This window comes from Lutimonas saemankumensis, assembly GCF_020171465.1.
Classification (GTDB): domain Bacteria; phylum Bacteroidota; class Bacteroidia; order Flavobacteriales; family Flavobacteriaceae; genus Lutimonas; species Lutimonas saemankumensis.
Genome location: NZ_JAIUZR010000004.1, coordinates 159,049 through 177,498, shown reverse-complemented (window position 1 = coordinate 177,498; position 18,450 = coordinate 159,049). Strand labels below are relative to the sequence as shown.

Annotated in this window: 10 protein-coding genes; 2 read left to right on the top strand and 8 right to left on the bottom strand. The window is 37.6% G+C overall.

Going from position 1 to position 18,450, the window contains the following annotated elements; all coding sequences use genetic code 11:
* Positions 1 to 50: 50 nt before the first annotated feature.
* Complete coding sequence (locus LCM02_RS08545) at positions 51 to 1,622, bottom strand: sulfatase (protein WP_224928055.1); 1,572 nt, start codon at positions 1,620 to 1,622, stop codon at positions 51 to 53.
* A 218-nt stretch (positions 1,623 to 1,840) separates the two neighbouring features.
* On the opposite strand from LCM02_RS08545, the gene LCM02_RS08540 reads away from it, so the two are divergent.
* Positions 1,841 to 5,884: a hybrid sensor histidine kinase/response regulator transcription factor gene (locus tag LCM02_RS08540; protein ID WP_224928052.1), complete on the top strand. Its 4,044-nt coding sequence runs from the start codon at positions 1,841 to 1,843 to the stop codon at positions 5,882 to 5,884.
* 3 nt (positions 5,885 to 5,887) lie between these two features.
* On the opposite strand, the gene LCM02_RS08535 is transcribed toward LCM02_RS08540, so the two are convergent.
* Entirely contained in the window at positions 5,888 to 7,270 is a 1,383-nt protein-coding gene (locus LCM02_RS08535) for a sulfatase-like hydrolase/transferase (RefSeq protein WP_224928049.1), read from the bottom strand.
* A 275-nt stretch (positions 7,271 to 7,545) separates the two neighbouring features.
* On the opposite strand from LCM02_RS08535, the gene LCM02_RS08530 reads away from it, so the two are divergent.
* Positions 7,546 to 9,849, top strand: a complete 2,304-nt coding sequence (locus LCM02_RS08530) for an outer membrane beta-barrel family protein (RefSeq protein WP_224928047.1) — start codon at positions 7,546 to 7,548, stop codon at positions 9,847 to 9,849.
* Positions 9,850 to 9,887: 38 nt separating this feature from the next.
* Here the strand turns inward: LCM02_RS08530 and LCM02_RS08525 are convergent, their stop codons facing one another.
* From LCM02_RS08525 to LCM02_RS08500, 6 genes are all read right to left on the bottom strand, one after another.
* On the bottom strand, positions 9,888 to 10,805 hold the full coding sequence (locus tag LCM02_RS08525) for an alpha/beta hydrolase (RefSeq protein ID WP_224928044.1): 918 nt from the start codon (positions 10,803 to 10,805) through the stop codon (positions 9,888 to 9,890).
* A 21-nt stretch (positions 10,806 to 10,826) separates the two neighbouring features.
* Positions 10,827 to 13,202, bottom strand: a complete 2,376-nt coding sequence (locus LCM02_RS08520) for a glycoside hydrolase family 95 protein (protein WP_224928041.1) — start codon at positions 13,200 to 13,202, stop codon at positions 10,827 to 10,829.
* A gap of 17 nt (positions 13,203 to 13,219) precedes the next feature.
* Complete coding sequence (locus tag LCM02_RS08515; protein WP_224928038.1) at positions 13,220 to 14,338, bottom strand: glycoside hydrolase family 43 protein; 1,119 nt, start codon at positions 14,336 to 14,338, stop codon at positions 13,220 to 13,222.
* A gap of 106 nt (positions 14,339 to 14,444) precedes the next feature.
* Positions 14,445 to 15,839, bottom strand: coding sequence for a sulfatase-like hydrolase/transferase (locus tag LCM02_RS08510; protein ID WP_224928035.1), 1,395 nt, complete (start codon positions 15,837 to 15,839; stop codon positions 14,445 to 14,447).
* On the bottom strand, positions 15,836 to 17,482 hold the full coding sequence (locus LCM02_RS08505; RefSeq protein ID WP_224928030.1) for an arylsulfatase: 1,647 nt from the start codon (positions 17,480 to 17,482) through the stop codon (positions 15,836 to 15,838). The genes LCM02_RS08510 and LCM02_RS08505 overlap by 4 nt, the downstream gene beginning before the upstream one ends.
* Before the next feature lie 18 nt (positions 17,483 to 17,500).
* A complete protein-coding gene (locus LCM02_RS08500) occupies positions 17,501 to 18,445 on the bottom strand; it encodes a family 43 glycosylhydrolase (RefSeq protein ID WP_224928027.1) in 945 nt (314 codons plus the stop codon).
* Positions 18,446 to 18,450: the final 5 nt, after the last annotated feature.

The following is an 18,450-nucleotide window of genomic DNA, read 5'->3' as shown; positions in this document are numbered from 1 at the left end:
TATTTTAACTGACTTTATGATAAATTACCCTATTTAATGGCAATAAGTGGTTATTCCTTGCCAATTTCCAGAAACAATTTCTTTTTAAGTGTTTGTTTTATTTCTGCATATTTGGGGTCATTAGCAATATTGTTCCATTCGTATTGATCAATCCTATGATCATAAAGCTCTTCGGCCCCGTTAAAATAATGGATGTATCTAAAGTCACGGGATCTAACTGACAAATGCTGGTCTTCCGGTTTATTAGATTTCCAGCTTGCAATAACGGATAGTGCAACATCAGGTCCGTCCCATTGTTCTGCCTCGGGATTTTCGATCAAGGGTTTTAAGCTAAACCCGTCCAATTCGCCCCCCCTTTCGTTTAGCAAAGTGGTACCTTTTAGATTACAAAGATCTTTTAAGGTAGGATATAGGTCTATCAGACTAACCGGAGATTGTACTTTTTTTCCGGCATTTTGCTCATTTTTTGGTATCCTCATGATCAAAGGTACTCGGGTTGACTCTTCCCATAATGAATACTTGAACAGGTAATCTTTTTGGCCCAAATTATAACCATGGTCGCTAAACAGAACAACTATGGTATTCTTTTTAAACCTGCTGTTGTCAAGAACTTTTAGAAGTTTCCCTACCATGTCATCGGCAAAGGCAACGCTTGCAAGATATGCCTGGGTGTATTTCCTTAGGCCCTCTTCCGGGTTTGAATACGATTCAGTTAGCGTTTTAAAAGCAGTCCTGCCTCTGGGTTCTTTTTTAGAATTTTCGGCAAGACGTGTGTCATTTTTGTCATCTTTTAACTGAACAGGTATTTGAATATCTTTAATAGGAAATTTGTCAAAATACTTTTGAGGAACCACAAGGGGTGTATGAGGCCTGATTAAACCGACACTTAAGAAAAAAGGATCTCCTTGTTCGTCCTTTTCCAGTGCTTTTATTTTTGTTTCAAACCATTGAACGCTTTTTTCATCAGTCATCAGATCTCTGTTGTTATTGTCCTCGTAATTGAAGTGGCTATTCGTTTTTCGATGTGTGTTTCTCCATCCCTTATAACCTGGAGAATCTGCATTTGGCTGTACCTCAGGAACATCTGCCAAAGATGCGAAAGTTGCATCCAGAGGCCCTAAGACTCCCATCGCCTCTGGACAGGAAGGGTGGACGACAGCCTTTATACCATTGAAGGCCATGGGCCCATAGTCTGCAACGGCACCCATTTCATCCCATACTCCTTTTTTAGCATTATGAAAAACCTTACCCGTCTGAAAAGTTTGGTAACCATTATCCCTGAAGTATTCGGGAAGTGATTTTGAATTTATCAGCGTTTCATTCTTAAGCCAATTCTCAAATCCCCAATTCCCTGATGATGTTGGCAGTATTCCATTCATAAAACTAGCTCTTGAAGGCATGCAAACCGGAACATTACTATGCGCATTCAGAAAGAGAACTCCCTGAGATGCAAATTTATCTATATGAGGAGTTCTCGCCTGAGGATGTCCTCCCATAACTCCAACAAAATCATTTAGATCATCAAGTACGATCATCAATACGTTTGGTTTTTCCTGAGCTGAATTAGTTTGACCCGTGAACAAAAGAAACAGAATCAAAATTTGGTAAAAAGCTGTTTTCATAGTTTTATGTTTTTTCAGGATCTAAATCGATTTCAAAACAATCAGTTAATCCGATAAGATGTGAAAATAAGGTATAGGAATAGTATTATTTCAAATAAATTATCCACATTTTATCATTAATTACCTTTTTTTTTATATCATGCCATTCCTGAGCGAAGAATTTATTAATTTACTCGATCTAAAAATTACCCGGGGGAGGGTAAATAGTCAGATTTTTTATGACCTTCAGACAAGTATTAACTCATTTTTATCTGCTGCTTGCAGTTTGTCTACATTGTACCAATGTATTGGCGCAAAACAATAATTATGTTATTGACCATTTAGAGCTTCCCGATGAGCTACAATCAGTTACCTCAACGAGTTTTGCTGAAGACGAAAACGGATTCCTTTATCTGGGAATGCGCAATGGTATTTACAGGTATGACGGCCATGAAATAAAAGCAATCACTTATAGAGATGAATTTGGAAGTGAAACCGATTTCTTCTTTGTTGAAAAACTGGCTTTGGATCATGATGGTGAAATTGTGATTGTTTCAAGAGCAGGGGTGTTTATTTATGATCCAAAATCGGATCAAACAAGAAGATTCATTCTTAATGAAAGCGTAGGGGTTGAATACCGAACACTTTATATTACGAGATATAATGAGATTGTTATAGGGACAAATAAAGGACTAAGAATCTATGATAAATATACAGGGAAGTTTGAGTCTTATATTCATGATTCATATAACGACAAATCCATTAGTCACAATGTCATCCGGGTTATTAATGAGGACCATGAAGGAAATCTATGGATCGGGACTTATAATGAACTGAACAAGTTCAACAGGGAGTCTAAAAGTTTTGAATCATTTAATATTAAACCAAAAGAAGCAGAACAGGGGCGAAATAATCTTATTCTAAGTATCCATCCGTTGGAAAACGAGGAGAATAATAAATTATTAATTGGCACGGAAACCGGATTGGTGATTTTTAATACTGATAATTATTCATTTAAGAATATTACAAAGAACAGTACCAAAGGCCAAATTAGCAATGATGTTATAAAGACGGTTTATCCTGTCAATTCAAATGAGATTTGGTTTGGTACTGATTTCGGGTTAAACAGGTACTCTATTGAAACCGGAGAAACATTAAGTTTTTTTCACAATTTTGGAAATATTAACTCAATCAGCCATGACGTAATAAACACGCTCTATCAAGATCGTCAGGGCAACCTTTGGATCGGAACCAATAATGGTGTAAATAAGATTCTTATTTCTGATAACAGTATCCTATTTAATCAAACAGGAAATAACGGAAAACAGCATGCTGAGAGTTTTGAGGTGAATTCGATTTTGGAAGACAGGAAAGGTAATTATTGGTTTGCGTCAAATGAAGGGTTGATCAAGTATGATCCTGATAAAAATAAGTATTCTGAGTTTCATCCTCCGCAAATTCTTCATACGAAAGTTTCGAAAATCTATATTGACGATGAGGATAATATCTGGTTAGCAACACCAGGAGGTATTAATAAATTTGATTCTAATCGAGACAAGTTTGTCAGTTATACGGCACAAGTTGGTAAAAAGGGGTATTTAGGAACAAATTATATGTCGGATATTGCTATCGAATTAAACGGAGATTTATGGGTTTCTACTCTCAATAAAGGACTTTACAAGTCAACAGGGGGTAAGAAGGACAGAAATTTTAACCCTTATCCGGTCCTAAATGAGAATAAGGTTCCTGTAACCCGAATAAAAGAAATTACCTTAGATAGTAGCAATAACCTTTGGATCGACACTTTTATAAGCCTGATCAAATTGAATGTGGAAACAGAGGAAATAATCTCCTTTGGTCCAGAGGAAGATGCTCCAAATGGGGTTGTTTATGATACCTACCTGAACGATAATGAATTTTGGGCTGCTGCCGAAAATGGATTATTTAAGTGGGATGGTGAAGCGAATAATTTTATTAGAATTACCGATCTCGATATGATTGTCAGAGGAATGATAGTAGATGACAATTTTATTTGGTTATCGGATTATTCAAATATCTATCAATTTGATGTAAGCCGTTCTGTTTTAAGAAAAGTTCCAAGTTATCTCATTCGGAATATTAAGTTTAGCCGAAAAGGATACAAGAATAAAGAAGGGAGAATATTCTTTAATAGTCTGGATGGTTATATAAGCTTCGATCCGAACCAAATTACTTTTAACGAATCAGCTCCGGATTTAAGATTTACAAATTTTGAGGTACTGGGCAAAGATGAATCTAAAGATGCTGAGTTTTATAAGGAGCTCTTTTCTGAAAAGCCCTTAAACCAAATTGAAAATATTAATTTATCCTACAACGACAATAGTTTTGATATTTCATTCTCTTCTTTAAACCTGATAGACAATAAAAATATAACCTATAGTTATATGCTCGAGGGATATGACGAAGTCTGGAATATTTTAAATAATGGGAACAATGTGGCTAAATATGTTAAAGTACAACCAGGAAAATATGTCTTTAAGGTTAAAGCGAGCAATGCTTTTGGAATCAGCAGTAACGAAGTAAGGAAGTTTGGAATTTCGATTAAACCACCATTCTATGCATCTAACCTGGCTTATGCGTTTTATGTTATTATTTTGGTTTTGTCTGTAATGATTGGATATCGAGTAATTCTTTCGAGGGAAAAATATAATAACAGAATAAAATTAGAAACATTTCAAAGAAAGAAGACAGAAGAACTAGCTGAGTTAAAAACTAAATTTTTCAGCACAATCACCCATGAGTTGAAAACACCCCTTACCCTTATTAAAGCTCCTCTTGAAAGAATCATTGAAGAGGAAGAAGATGTTGAAATGGTCAGAAAATTGAGCGTAATCGACAGAAATGCAGGCAGACTTATTAAACTTGTTAATCAGATTCTTGACCTGAGAAAATTTGAAAAGGGAGTGGAGAAACTTGAGATACAGGAATATGATATCGTAGAATTCTCCAAAAATATCTTTGACAGGTTTGAAAGCGAAGCCTTGCACAGAGAACTGGATATGACTTTCAAATCAAACAGGAAGTCATTGCATATGTGGTTTGATCTTGAAAAAATGGAAAAAACATTGTTGAATCTTTTGTCGAATGCCTATAAATTCACGCCAGATAGAGGTTCGATCAAACTAAAGCTGGAGTACAAAAAAAAGGTTTCCAAACTATTGATTTCTGTCAAAGATTCAGGAGTTGGTATTAATAATGAAGATCAGGATCAGGTCTTTGAGAGGTTTTCGAATATCGAATCAACAAATTACACAAATCAGGGTGGGAGCGGAATCGGTCTATCGCTCGTAAAGGAGTATGTAAAACTGCATAATGGATTTGTGGAATTTAAAAGTAAATTGAACAAAGGAAGTGAATTCATAATAGAGATACCAACAGAAAAGGAAGCTTTTACGGATTTTGTTGAAAAGACACAGATCAATGGTAGAATAAAGGAAATAGAATCGGTAAGAGGTGAATTTGAAATTCGGGAAAACGGAATTAATGATAAGAAAAGGAAATTACCGGTTTTGTTGATTGTTGAAGACGAAAAGGATATGCGGGAATTTCTTGAAGAAAGTTTCGATAAATTCTACAATGTTATCACGGCGGTTGATGGAGTAGAGGGCTTTGATTCAGCCACCAGAAGGATGCCTGATATCATTATTTCAGACGTCATGATGCCAAGAATGGATGGTTATGAATTATGCAATAAGCTAAAAACGGACATTAGAACCAGTCATATTCCCATAATTCTGTTATCTGCCAAGGGTGATTCAAAAAGTAAATTAACAGGTGTTGAGTACGGGGCTGATGACTATGTAGGAAAGCCTTTCCAGTTCGATTATCTGATAACTAAGTCAAAGAACCTGATCAAACAAAGGGAGAAGCTCAAGAAAACTTTTATCAACCAACGCAGTACAGAGATTAGTAATATTGAGCTAAGTTCTTTGGATGAAAACTTCCTGAGTAAGGTGGTACGAATAATCGAAAAAAATATTGATGACAGCAACTTAAATGTGAAGTCTTTAAGCGATCTTGCCGGAATGAATCATACTAATTTTTACAGAAAAATTAAAGGATTGACGGGTCAGACTGCAAATGATTTTATCCGTTCCATAAGATTAAAAAAGGCCGCTCAATTGATGGAAAGCGGAAAATATAATGTGAAGGAAGTAATGTATAAAGTAGGGTTTTCAAATAGCTCATATTTTAGTAAGAGCTTCAAAAAAATGTTTGGTGTAAGCCCAAAGGATTATGTTTGATTCTCAATCCTGTGTAGTCCACCATCTATCTTGAAGGGTCGGGAAAATCCGATCTTTCAATTCCTTGTTCCACTGATTCCAGTCTGATAGTAATTCTGAATAAACTTTGTCCTTGTTTTTTAGAATCTTGTCTTCAGATTCAGACAGATCCATTTGGTATAGATCAGGAATATATTTTTCTTTGTTTTGGTTGGCCACAAGTTTATAATTTCCTTTCCGGATCGCCATGGCGTTCTGTTCCCATTTTCTCCAAAACAAAATATCATGAGGAAGGCCTTTATTCTTACCTGTTAAAAACGGCATCAGATCTACTCCATCGAGAGTCCTTTTAGGGTTGATCTCAATTTGATTCAGACTTACTATAGTCGCCATGATATCAAGTGAGGATACAGGGTTTTTGTAATTTTGACCTTCAGGAATTGTTCCTTTCCATCGGATGGCAAAGGGCACCCTTATTCCTCCTTCGAAAAGGTCTCCTTTGAGGCCTCTTAAAGGACCGTTATTTGAGGCATTATTTTTTGCTCCTCCATTATCTGATAAAAACACGATGATGGTATTTTCATCCAGACCTTTTTCTTCCAGCTTTTGTAATACGCGACCCACTCCGTCATCAACCGCACTCACCATGGCGGCATAGGTTTTTCTTCTTTTATCCTTTATTTCAGGGAAACGAGATAAATATTTTTCTGTGGCCTGTAAGGGTGTATGAGGAGCATTATAGGCTAAATAAAGCATAAATCTCTGATCACTTTCGGCTTGTTTGTCTATGTATCGGACTGCGGCATCACTGAGTTCATCGGTAAGATAATCATCCGTCTCAATTTTTGTTCTGTTCTCAATGATCTTTGTTCTGTACCACTGCCATTTTTCGGTTACTTCTGAAAGATCATTTAAGGTAAGCTGGTCCGGAAAATAATTATGCCCTCCTGAAAGGAATCCGTAAAAATAATCAAAGCCCCGTTCCAAAGGATGAAAATCTGGGTGGGTCCCCATGTGCCATTTTCCTATGATCGCACTTTTATAATTGGCTTTTCTCAAAACTGTGGCAATCGTTTCTTCTGAAGTAGGAAGCCCTGCGACAGGATTGTTAGGATCAATTGAGGGGTTTGTTGTAAAGCCAAAACGGTCCTGGTACCTTCCTGTCAATAATCCGGCCCTGCTGGGTCCGCAAACAGGAAATGAAACATACCCCTCCTCAAAACGGACACCTTGATTGGCTATCATATCAATATTTGGTGTTGGAATGTCTTTACAACCATTGAATCCCACATCCGCCCATCCCATATCATCAGTCATGATGATGATAAGATTTGGATTTTGCTCAGTTCTGTTCTGGGCGTGAATTATATTCACAATAAACAGTAAAATAATCAATGTTTTTTTCATCATTGTTCGTTGTAATGCTTCAATGTTCAAATAACACGATTGTCATGGATAAAATAGCCATTTATTTTAACAAAATATACTCAGATATTATCCATGTCATGACCAGGCTTTTACTGAGTGTCAGGTTTTGGCATCTAGGAGTTGTTGAAAATTGAAATTTAAATACACTGAAACGGAATAAACTGTTAATGAATGCACTTTAATGGATAATAGTTGGTTCAAAAAGGATGGCTTTTTAAGCTACTTTGGTGTTTTGGTAAATGCCATTTCAAAAAATGAGAAAGAGCAGAAGTGTTTGCTTTTTATTAGGCTTGTTGTTAGTTTCATTTAGCCTTAAAGTGTATGGTCAGAACAGATCAATTAAGGGCCAGGTATTCGATTCCGGCACGAAAGAACCCTTGCCATTTGTTCATACGTTGCTTTTTGCTGCAGACACCACGAACGCAATAAAGGGCAGTACAACAAACCTGGAAGGTTCTTTTCATTTTGAAAATCTCGTCGAAGATTCTTATACGATTAAGTTATTATTTATTGGTTATTCCAGTATCAAAAAGAAAATAGAATTCTCTTCCGAAGAAACTATTAACCTGGGAATAATTTATATGAATGAGAGTGTACAGTCTTTACAGGATATTGAAGTAGTTATTGAAAGAAATACAATCGTACAAAAAAGTAATAAAACGATCTTGAACATCAACGAAGGCTTGAGTCAAAGTACTTCTGTAAGTGAATTATTGGAAAATATCCCGTCAGTTAATGTTGATGATGAGGGCATTGCCATTCAAGGACAAAAGCCAGTTTTATTAATTGACGGCATTGAAAGTACTCGGGACGAATTCAATTCTCTAAGCCCGCAGATTATTTCAAGTATTGAAGTTCAGACCAATGCTTCCGCAAAATATGCCGGCTCGAAAATCATCAATGTAAAGCTCAAATCAAAAGGTGTAAAGCAAAAAAGTTTAAAATTAAGTACACTTGGGGGAAACTACGATTTTTATAACCTACAACTTCATGGTAATTACCGCAAAAACAAGTGGAATTTTGGAGCAGGAGGGTTTATTCAAAATCAGAATTTTTACAGGGAACAAGAACTGGTGAGAACCTTTGATCTAAAAGAGCAGGTTTTATTACAGGAAAAGCTGGACAGCACCAATGTGAAACGAAAAAAGATATTTGCCAATGCCGCATATAAACTAAACAAAAAAAATGTGTTGATGCTTAAAGGTTTTTTGGTAAATAACCAACAGGAACCCGATATATTTCTTAAGAATCAGTATATCTCAAACCCACCTCGAGAAAATTATTCAACAAACGATAATGATTTCAATCAAAATATAAGTAACGTTGTAGCCATTTGGAGGAGAAAATCCGATAGAATAGGAAATTTTGAGTGGACGAATCAGTACCAGAACTTAAGTTCTGTAAGAACTAATAACTCAAATACGTTTGATTTGAGTGAAAATAATTTATGGGGCAATAAGGTAAGGACAGATGAAAGCCTGAATTTTGTTTTATCCAGAGTTGACTATGACAGAGATCTGAGTGAAGTTTTTCATTTGGAGGCAGGCGCTTCCTTTAAGCTTACGGATAACAGCATGGAGTCTTTGGTAGAAAAATTCAGTCAAAGTACGGGGGACTGGGAAATAGATCCCAAAAGAAGTTATACCTATGATTATCTTGAGAACAAGTTTGCAAGTTATCTTTCGGTAACATTTAATCGTAAAAAAGTAGCTGTAAGTTTAGGCTTGAGATTAGAAAACATTACATGGGTATCTTCTATAAAAGAAATAGATTCGAGTTATACAACTCATAATCTTATCCCTTCACCTGTACTGGATATAAATTACAAGGTAAATCAAAATCAAAATATGAGCCTGGGGTTTTCAAGGAGGATCATTGCGCCAAAATACCTTTACCTTAATCCACATGCTATTTATTCAAATCCTGATATTATTAGAAGTGGAAACCCATTTTTAGATATTCCTTCGATCTGGAATGCTGAATTGGTTCACAATTTAAATTCCGGAATATTAAATAATAAGTTTTCTGTTTTTATCAGGAAGGAAGAAAACAAAATTGCCAGAATCATTTCAGAATCCGAAGCAGATGCTGTTCTTTTGAGCAAACCTGAAAATATAGATGAAACCAACTCATATGGCCTCGATCTAACACAGAAATATAAGATCAATAAAAATTTTTCGATCAATACATATCTCTTGGCGTATCATTTAGAAATGAAAGATGACCTGCTGGATCCAAGAGCCAGTAACAAAGGAATATCCGGTTCTGCAAAGATAGGTCTGGCTTATAAAACAAGTTACAAACTGAGATTCAATATCAATTACAATTACCAGGGCAGGAGATATATTCCAAATGCTGAAATTTCTGATTATTCTTTTGTAGATGTGCGAGTCAATAAGTCCTTTTTGAAAAATAAATTTAGCATCAGCTTAAAGGCAAAAGATATTTTTATGGGTAGAAAAAGCATTTATCAAGGCTATTCCAACGCGACGTATAACAATTTCCATAGATCCTACAATTCAAGGAGCGTCATATTGGGAGCCGTTTACAATATTTAGAATACATGATGAACAGAATTCGGGTTAAAGAGATCCGACTATTCAAATTGCTCTAACCAATTCCTGGCAAGTGAGTTCCAATGAGGGGCATTTTCATTGTTTAGACCCAAACCATATCCATGACCTCCATCAGGGAATATATGCATCGTTGTAGCAACATTTTTATTCAGTAAAGCCTTATAATACCTAAGTGAATTTTCTATGGGTACCGCTTTGTCATTACCTGAGTGAATTATAAGACTTGCGGGGGTATTTTCAGTTACATGCAATTCATTGGAAAACTGACGAATCAATTCCTCCTCAGGATGATTACCTAAAAGGTTATTTCTTGAACCCATATGAGTCACACCTTTTTCCATACTTATTACAGGATAAATCAAGATTTGAAAATCAGGCCTTTTATCCTCCAAGTCGATTTCATCTTTCAATGTGTAATAATTTTCTTCGTGAGTTGAGAGGGTTGATGCCAAATGCCCTCCGGCGGACGAACCAAGAACGCCAACTTTATTCTTCTTAATAGTAAACTTTTTGGCATTGTCTCGTATATAGCGGATGGCACGCTGCGCATCCTGAATCGGAGCCTTGTGGGAGGTGATGACAGATTCAGACTGAGGCATTCTGTACTTTAGTACAAAAGCAGCAATACCAATAGAATTCAACCATTTCGCGTAGTCTGTTCCTTCCCAGTCATAGGCTACTCCTGAATATCCTCCTCCGGGAAGAATTAACACCCCGATATTTTTCGAATTCCTTTTCGATGGAAGAAAGATTTCCAGAGCCGGCCTTTGAACTTTTTCAATAAACAGGATGTTTCGGTCCTCCGCAATAAACTCTTGCTCATCACTTAGTTGAAAATTGGGGATGTCCTGATCGCTCCATAGCCTAACTGTTTCCTGCCCGTAGGAACTAACAATGATTAGTGTAAAAATGAGGAATGTTGATAATAATTTATTCATCACTTTAAATATAATTTAAGTCTACAAGGTATTCAAATCCTCGTCAAAACAGAGTTTTTCACCTTTTTTAATTTGAATCGATTTCTGATTTTTCCTGAATTTCAGCTTGATTTCAGCATCTTTTTGAGAAAGAATTTCGAGTTGTTGAAGTTTTCCATTTTTCCAGTCGAGAGCTACCTCAAATCCACCTCTCGCCCTTAAACCTTTCACATGTCCTTTCTCCCATGCAGAAGGAAGGGCCGGAAGTATTTCCAATACCCCGGTATGCGATTGAATCAACATTTCTGCCATTCCTGCTGTACCTCCCATATTGCCATCCAATTGAAAAGGGGGATGTGCACAAAACAGGTTGGGATAAGTTCCACTGCCTTGCCCCATTATCTTTTCACCCTCTATGGAAGCCGGAAATAACAACCTTCGATATAATTTATAAGCACGGTCCCCATCTTTAAACCTGGCCCAAAAGTTTACCTTCCATGCCAGTGACCATCCTGTTCCACCATCTCCACGTGCATTTAGACTTACTTTTGCAGCTTCTGCGAGATCAGGTGTTTTTTCCATGGAGATTTGTTTTCCCGGATGGAAAGCATATAAATGAGATACATGGCGGTGCTTGCTATTTGGGTCGTCCACATCTTCCTTCCATTCCTGGAGCTGTCCCCAGCTACCAATGGTTGGAGGAGAAATCCTGTCTCGAATTCTTTGTGCTTCTGTTTTAAATTCACCATCTATACCTAATATTTTACTGGCTGCAATACAATTGTTTAAAAGGTCCCATGCGATCTGATGATCCATTGACGAACCTCTTGAAATTCCGCCATGCTCAGGAGAATAAGAAGGAGAAGAAACCAAATATCCGTTCTCGTCTTCGATTAAATAATCGATCCAAAACAAGGCTGCTTCCTTCATCAATGGATAAGCGGTCTGTTCTAAGAAATTTCTGTCTTGCGTAAAATCATAATGCTCCCATAGATGCTGACATAACCATGCCGCACCACCCGGGAACGCTCCCCAGGGAAAATTCCAACCCGGTGAAGTATAACCAAATGGGTTGTTCATGGTATTGACCACCCAACCTCTTGTATTGTAAAATTCCTGCGCTGAAACCCTTCCAGGCTCAACCAGGCTCTCCATATGGTCAAATAAAGGTTCATGGCATTCACTAAGATTGGTTATTTCTGCCGGCCAGTACAACATTTGCTGATTGATGTTCATATGATAATCACAAGCCCATGCGGGATTGGTACTATTGTTCCATTTCCCCTGTAAATTCATGGGCATGGTTCCTGGGCGAGAGGATGAAATCATCATGTAACGGCCAAACTGAAAATAAAGTTCTTCCAGCCCTAGATCCGTGGCTCCATTGGCATATTCCAACAATCGCAGGTTGGTGGGAAGGCTGTCTTTTGTTTTATTTCCTAATTTAAAATGAACTCTGTCATAAAGTGATTTATAATCTTTTTGATGTTCGTCTAAAAGGTCGAGGTAGGATTTACCTTCAATGTTTTGAAAGGTTCTTTTGTTTTCAGCCTGATAGTCATTCCCCTTATAATTTGGGTATAGATTGGTATAATCTGTTGCTGCAACATGATAAATATTCAGGTATTTTGCCCCATTGATATTTATTTTTCCGTCTTTATAGTTTATGCTCCCATCAGTATCAACCTTGAAGCGTGTTTCAAACTCCATTCCGTTATCAGCAACTTCTCCCTGATAAGAATAAACAGAATTAGCAAAGGACTCATCGATCTTATTGTGAGGTGATTTAAAACGAAAAGTGTAATCAGTTAATTTATCTGATTCAAAGCGGTAGACGAAGGTATTAGCCGGATAAGAAGCAAAATAAGTACGTTTGTAACGGGTACCATCGATTTTATAGCTTACTCGTCCTTCTGCTTTTGAGATATCCAGCTCCCTTCTATAACCTGTTACTACTCCTTCATTGTGTATATCGATAAAAATATCACCCATGGTTTGCTGTGCTCCGTAGTTGCCAAATTGGGATGTTGATCCTTCAGCTTTATAAATGGACCCGGTTAATTCTCGGTTGGCTAATTCATGAGCTTCTTCCATTTTTCCTTCATCTAATAAACGACGTACTTCAGCAAGGTGTTTCCAGGCATCTTTTTTTATGCCGTAGTTATACTCCTTTCCTGATCCCGGCCCACCGCTCCAAAGGGTACCTTCTGAAAACTGGATCTGCTCATTTTCAATTCCACCAAAAAACATGGCTCCTGAATGGCCATTACCAATAGGAAGCCCTTCTGATTGCCAGTCGGTTGCCGGTTGCTCATACCACAGCTTCAAGGTTGATTCACTTTTGACCGTTGTTTTGTTACAGGCAGTGAACCCTAAAACTACGGATAGTGAAAGGAAGAGTATGTTTATTTTCTTCATATTTTATTTTTTGATTTTTACATCTTCCATTCATCCTGCCATTTAATAATGGGTTTATTGTTTTCAAATTCTATGGGTAACCAAATATATCTTCCGTCAATCGCATTTTCAGGAGTCCATCGATCCGCCATAAAAATATAAGTGTCTTGTTTTCCCTGAACAGGCAATACAAATGTGCTTTGTGAGTAAAATGTCTTAGTTACCTCTTCTTCGGTTCCTCGACAAGGATTACCCAGTTCTTTCCAGGGGCCTAACGGATGGTCAGCAACGGCAGATCTGGCTGCATTTGGTTTCCAACCTGATAGCCCTGAAGTAATCATAAAATATTTTTCGCCTTTCTTAAAAATGGCCGGAGCCTCATTACTCTTGTTGATTAGAACTCTTGTATACTTTCCTGTAAAGTCTAAATAATCATCCGTCAATTCTGCGATATGAAGTGTGGTGTTTTCTTCAGAGGAGTGGATATGATACGCCTTCCCGTCATCATCTACAAAAAGCGTCATATCACGGGCCATTTGTCCACGTTCAAAATCTCTTTTGAGAATTGCCCCATTGATCATTTCTTTGTTCCATTCTTCTGACCACCTTTTAAATCCGTCTAAATTTGGGCTTAACGATTTTAAACTATCGGGATAATTCAAGGGCCATTGACTTTTATTCGGGTTCATGCTTTTTACATAATTGTACGGACCTGTTATTTTATCACTTAATGCTACACCAGTCATAGCGGCATCATATCCCTTCCCTTTTAACTCGTGGTGAAACCACATGACAAATTGCTTGTTTTTGGTATTATAAATTACCTTGGGCCTCTCTACAATACAACCTTTTACGATCAAAGATGAAGAATCATTAGAGACTGATAAAGCAACACCTTCATCTTTCCAATTGTACAAATCCTTAGAGGAATAACAATGAACTCCCACATTGGCTTTATTTCCTGCTTCACCTTCCGTCTTATGCTCACCAAACCAATAATAAGTGTCATTAAAAAAGAGAATCCCACCACCATGGGCATTGATATGGACTCCATTATTATCTAACCAAACTTCTCCAGGTTTAAAAGTATTTTCAGGTATTTCACAAGAAAAGATCAGAAAAGAGCAAATTAGTATTAAAACATACTTTGACTTCATTTTTTAATAAGGTTTTGATATTTTGTTTTATGAGATACATGATTTGGTTTACTCTAAATCCATTATTGAATCATAATAGTTTTTAACTAGTTGACTTGATAAAAAACTAGTTTTTTGGTTGTTCCAATTGATATGATTTATCATAAAGGTCCAATTGATTTCTTCGCCATTTACTTCCTTCCAGAAATAAAATATGAGGCGTTGAAACGTCCCAGTTACCCAATTCCTTTAGCATGCTTTGTACAAGGTCATTATTCTCACTGGCCACATTGTTTTGTTCAGAAGGATCTTTGTCCAAATTATAAAGCAATGGTAAACGATCTGGTAAGCGTACCAGTTTCCAGTTTCCTTTTCTTATCCCGGCGCTAATGGTGAACCTCCACATCAAGGTTTCATGCGGATTTTCAGTTCCTTGATTGATGAGGTAGGGAAAAAGATTTACACCATCAAAATTGTCATTTTTTGTTATTTCACCACCTGCCAGGGCCACAAAAGTCGGAGCCAGGTCCAAAGAAGTAACTGCCTTATCATATACACCGCTTTTTAATTTTTCAGGATAGGACAATACGAAGGGAACCCTTATCCCTCCTTCTAATAAAATACCTTTACGGCCATTAAAAGGAGCATTTATTGAACCGTTGTTGGTATCTGGCCCTCCATTATCACTTAAAAACACGATAACCGTGTTATCATGAATATCCTGGGTTTTTAATTCTTTGATCATTCGTCCGATGTTGACATCCAAGCGGTGAACCATGGCTGCATAGGTACGTCTCTTTTCATCTTTGATATGTGCATACAATTTTAAGTCAGCCTCAGTTGCCTGCATGGGTGCATGAGGTGCATTAAAAGAAGCATATAAAAAGAAGGGTTCGTCTCTATGACGACGAATAAAATCAACACATTCATCTCCTTTGTCATCTGTTAGATAGGTGATGGACTGAGGTTTTTTATAGTTAGAGATAATGGGCCTGTCATATTTTGCACCTTTGAATTCGGTTTGAAAGTAGTTATGGCCTCCGCCGAGATACCCCCAAAATTCATCGAATCCTCTTTCAAGAGGGTGAAATTGTTCTTCTTCACCCAAATGCCACTTTCCTATAATACCATTCACATAGCCAAGCTCTGACAATCGGTCCGCGATGGTTTTTTCTTCTATGGGTAAACCCGAATATTCTTTGTTGAATTGAGGGAGCGGTTCACTAAGATTATTGTCATAACCAAAATTGACCTGGTTCCTTCCCGTAATTAAACCTGCTCTGGATGGTGCGCATACGGGTGCAGAAACATATCCATCAGAAAATACTACGCCACCTGAAGCCAAAGCATCAATATGTGGTGTTTTGATTTGTGTACTGCCTGTAAAACCCACATCTCCATACCCTAAATCGTCGGCCAAAATGATTATGAAATTGGGGTTTTCCGATTTCGATTGAGAATGACCATTTGCAAAGGTCAAAATCAAAAATGTGAATGCTATTGATACTTTTATTTTGTTCATTCCTCTCTATTTTTTTTCTTGTTGACATCACTTTTGACCCTCTTGGCCCAACCTCTTCCATCAAGTGGTAAAACATTATTTTCCTGGGCCCAGTCATCCCATTTTTGCTCAAGGTTAGCAGTAATTTCAGGATAGGTCTCGATGAGGTTATTTTCTTCCGATCGATCAGCGGATAAATCGTATAATTCCCATTTTCCTTTGTAAGGTTTCTTTCCAGCTTTTGTTGCCACCAGTTTCCATTTGCCATCAATTACCGCTCTGTCAGCTTCATGCTCAAAGAACATAGGTCCTCTTTCTGAAGAATTACCTTCTATGGCAGATAATATACTCTTGCCCTGATAGGCTTTGATCTTATTCCCGTTTAACTCTTCAGGATAATTTGCACCGGTAAGTTCCATCAATGTTGGCATCAAGTCAATGACATGCCCCTGCTGATTGGTTACAGAAGCCTCTTTGATTTTCTCGGGCCAATGCACGATTAGTGGGGTGCTGATTCCACCTTCATGATTTGAGCTTTTGTAGAGACGGAAAGGGGTATTGCTCATGTTTGCCCAGTGCCTTCGGTAACTTTGATTGAAATTATTGTCGCCGGGATTTTGAATGGTATCCGCATTAAAATCTTTTCCCTCAGGCTCGGCATTTCCGCCATTGTCTGATAAGAACATGATAATGGTATTATCTAGTTCATTTTTTTCTTCAAGAAGTTGTATGATCTTTCCTATGCCCTGATCCATTCTGTCTATTTGCGCCGCGTATACTTCCATTCGCATTTCCCACATGGCTTTTTCTTTATCAGATAAGCTGTTCCATTCCGGAATATTTGCAGGCCGCTGGCTTAGTGCCCAGGTATTGGCCAAACCATTTTCATTCATGGTCTTAAAACGTTGTTCTCTAAAGTGGTCCCAGCCTTTGCTGAACTTGCCTTTGTATTTCTTGATGTCATCTTCTAATGCATGTAATGGCCTGTGTGGAGCATAATGGGCAACATAGAAAAAGAAAGGCTTCTCCTCTTTGGTTTTAAAATGATCTTCTAATATTTCTATGGTGGAGTTGTTGATCGCTTCCGTAAGGTAGAAATCGTCTGAAGGCTCTATTCTTTCATTGTTTTTGGTAAGGGTAGAGGGGATATAATAACCTCCTCCTCCTGAAAGCACGCCATAGTATTTGTCAAATCCTCTTTGAATGGGCCAGTTGGAATTATCGGCCCCTGCTTCCATGTTAGGGTCATAGGTTAAATGCCATTTTCCGGTCATATAATTTTCATATCCCGCTGATTTGAGGACCTGGGCCAGGGTCACACTATTTTTACTGATAGTTCCTCTGTAACCCGGCCTGCCAAAATCGGAAGCGGTCATCCAGCCTAAGTCTGCATTATGAGCATAGAGACCCGTAAGTAATGAGGCACGGCTCGGGCAGCATCTGCCTGCATTATAGAACTGATTAAATACCATTCCTTTACCAGCCAATCGATCAATATTGGGAGTCTCTATCCCTGAACCCATAAAGCCCAGATCTGAAAAGCCCATATCATCGGCCATGATCAGGATGATGTTGGGTTGATTTTTCTTGATGTTCTTGTCTTGATTTGATGTACTGCATGAGAGCAGTAATAATGCAAAACAAAATGTTATAAGTCGAATCATAGTTATTTAAATAAATGTTTATTCTTTTAATTCTAGTTTATTGATCATTCCATTTTCATCAAATGTGATTTCATCGAAACAAATCGACCGTCGGTAATTGTTTTTAGACAATTCCATGTTGTGATAAAACACATACCACTTCCCTTTAAATTCAACGATAGATCCATGTGACGTCCATGAATCAACAACACTCATCACTTCCCCTTGAAAATCAAAAGGTCCCATAGGATCCTTTGCTGTGGCATATACCAAAGTACTTTCCTTTCCCCATCCATTGGAGTAAAGCAGGTAAAAAGTATCCTTACGTTTGAACACCCAAGGAGCCTCTCCGAAATAGCCTCCAAAATGCTCTTTATCATTTTCGATCCCATGTATCTTTAACACTTTTACTTCTCCCTTGAGGGTCATCATATCATTATTCAGTTTTACCACTTTTGGCTCACGGCATCCGAAATACATAAAAGCCTGACCATCCTCAATAAGTACAGAAGGATCTATAGGTTCCTTTCCAATTTTATCAATCTGACCCGTATTGTCAATAAGTGCTCTGCCCCGTTTGTCCACAAAGGGACCCGTGGGGGAATCACTTACTGCCACTCCTATTTTGGTTCTTTCTACCGGATAATAGAAATAGAACTTTCCATCTCTTTTAATGGCATCAGGGGCCCAGGCCCATTTATCGGCCCATTCAATATCCTCCAAACTTAAAACAGCTCCATGATCAATCCAGTCCACCAGATTATCGGTTGAAAAAACATGCCAGTCAAGCATATCAAAATAGGTTGCCTTATTTTCATCATGAGAGGTATAAACATATAATCTCCCATTAAAAACATGGGCAGAAGGGTCCGCAGTATACATGTGTTTGACCAAAGGGTTTCCTTCATTTTTAAAGTGAAATTCCTTTTGAGCGAAGCCATGAACGGACAGAAGCAATGCAAATACAAGGCAATAATTTTTCATAATTA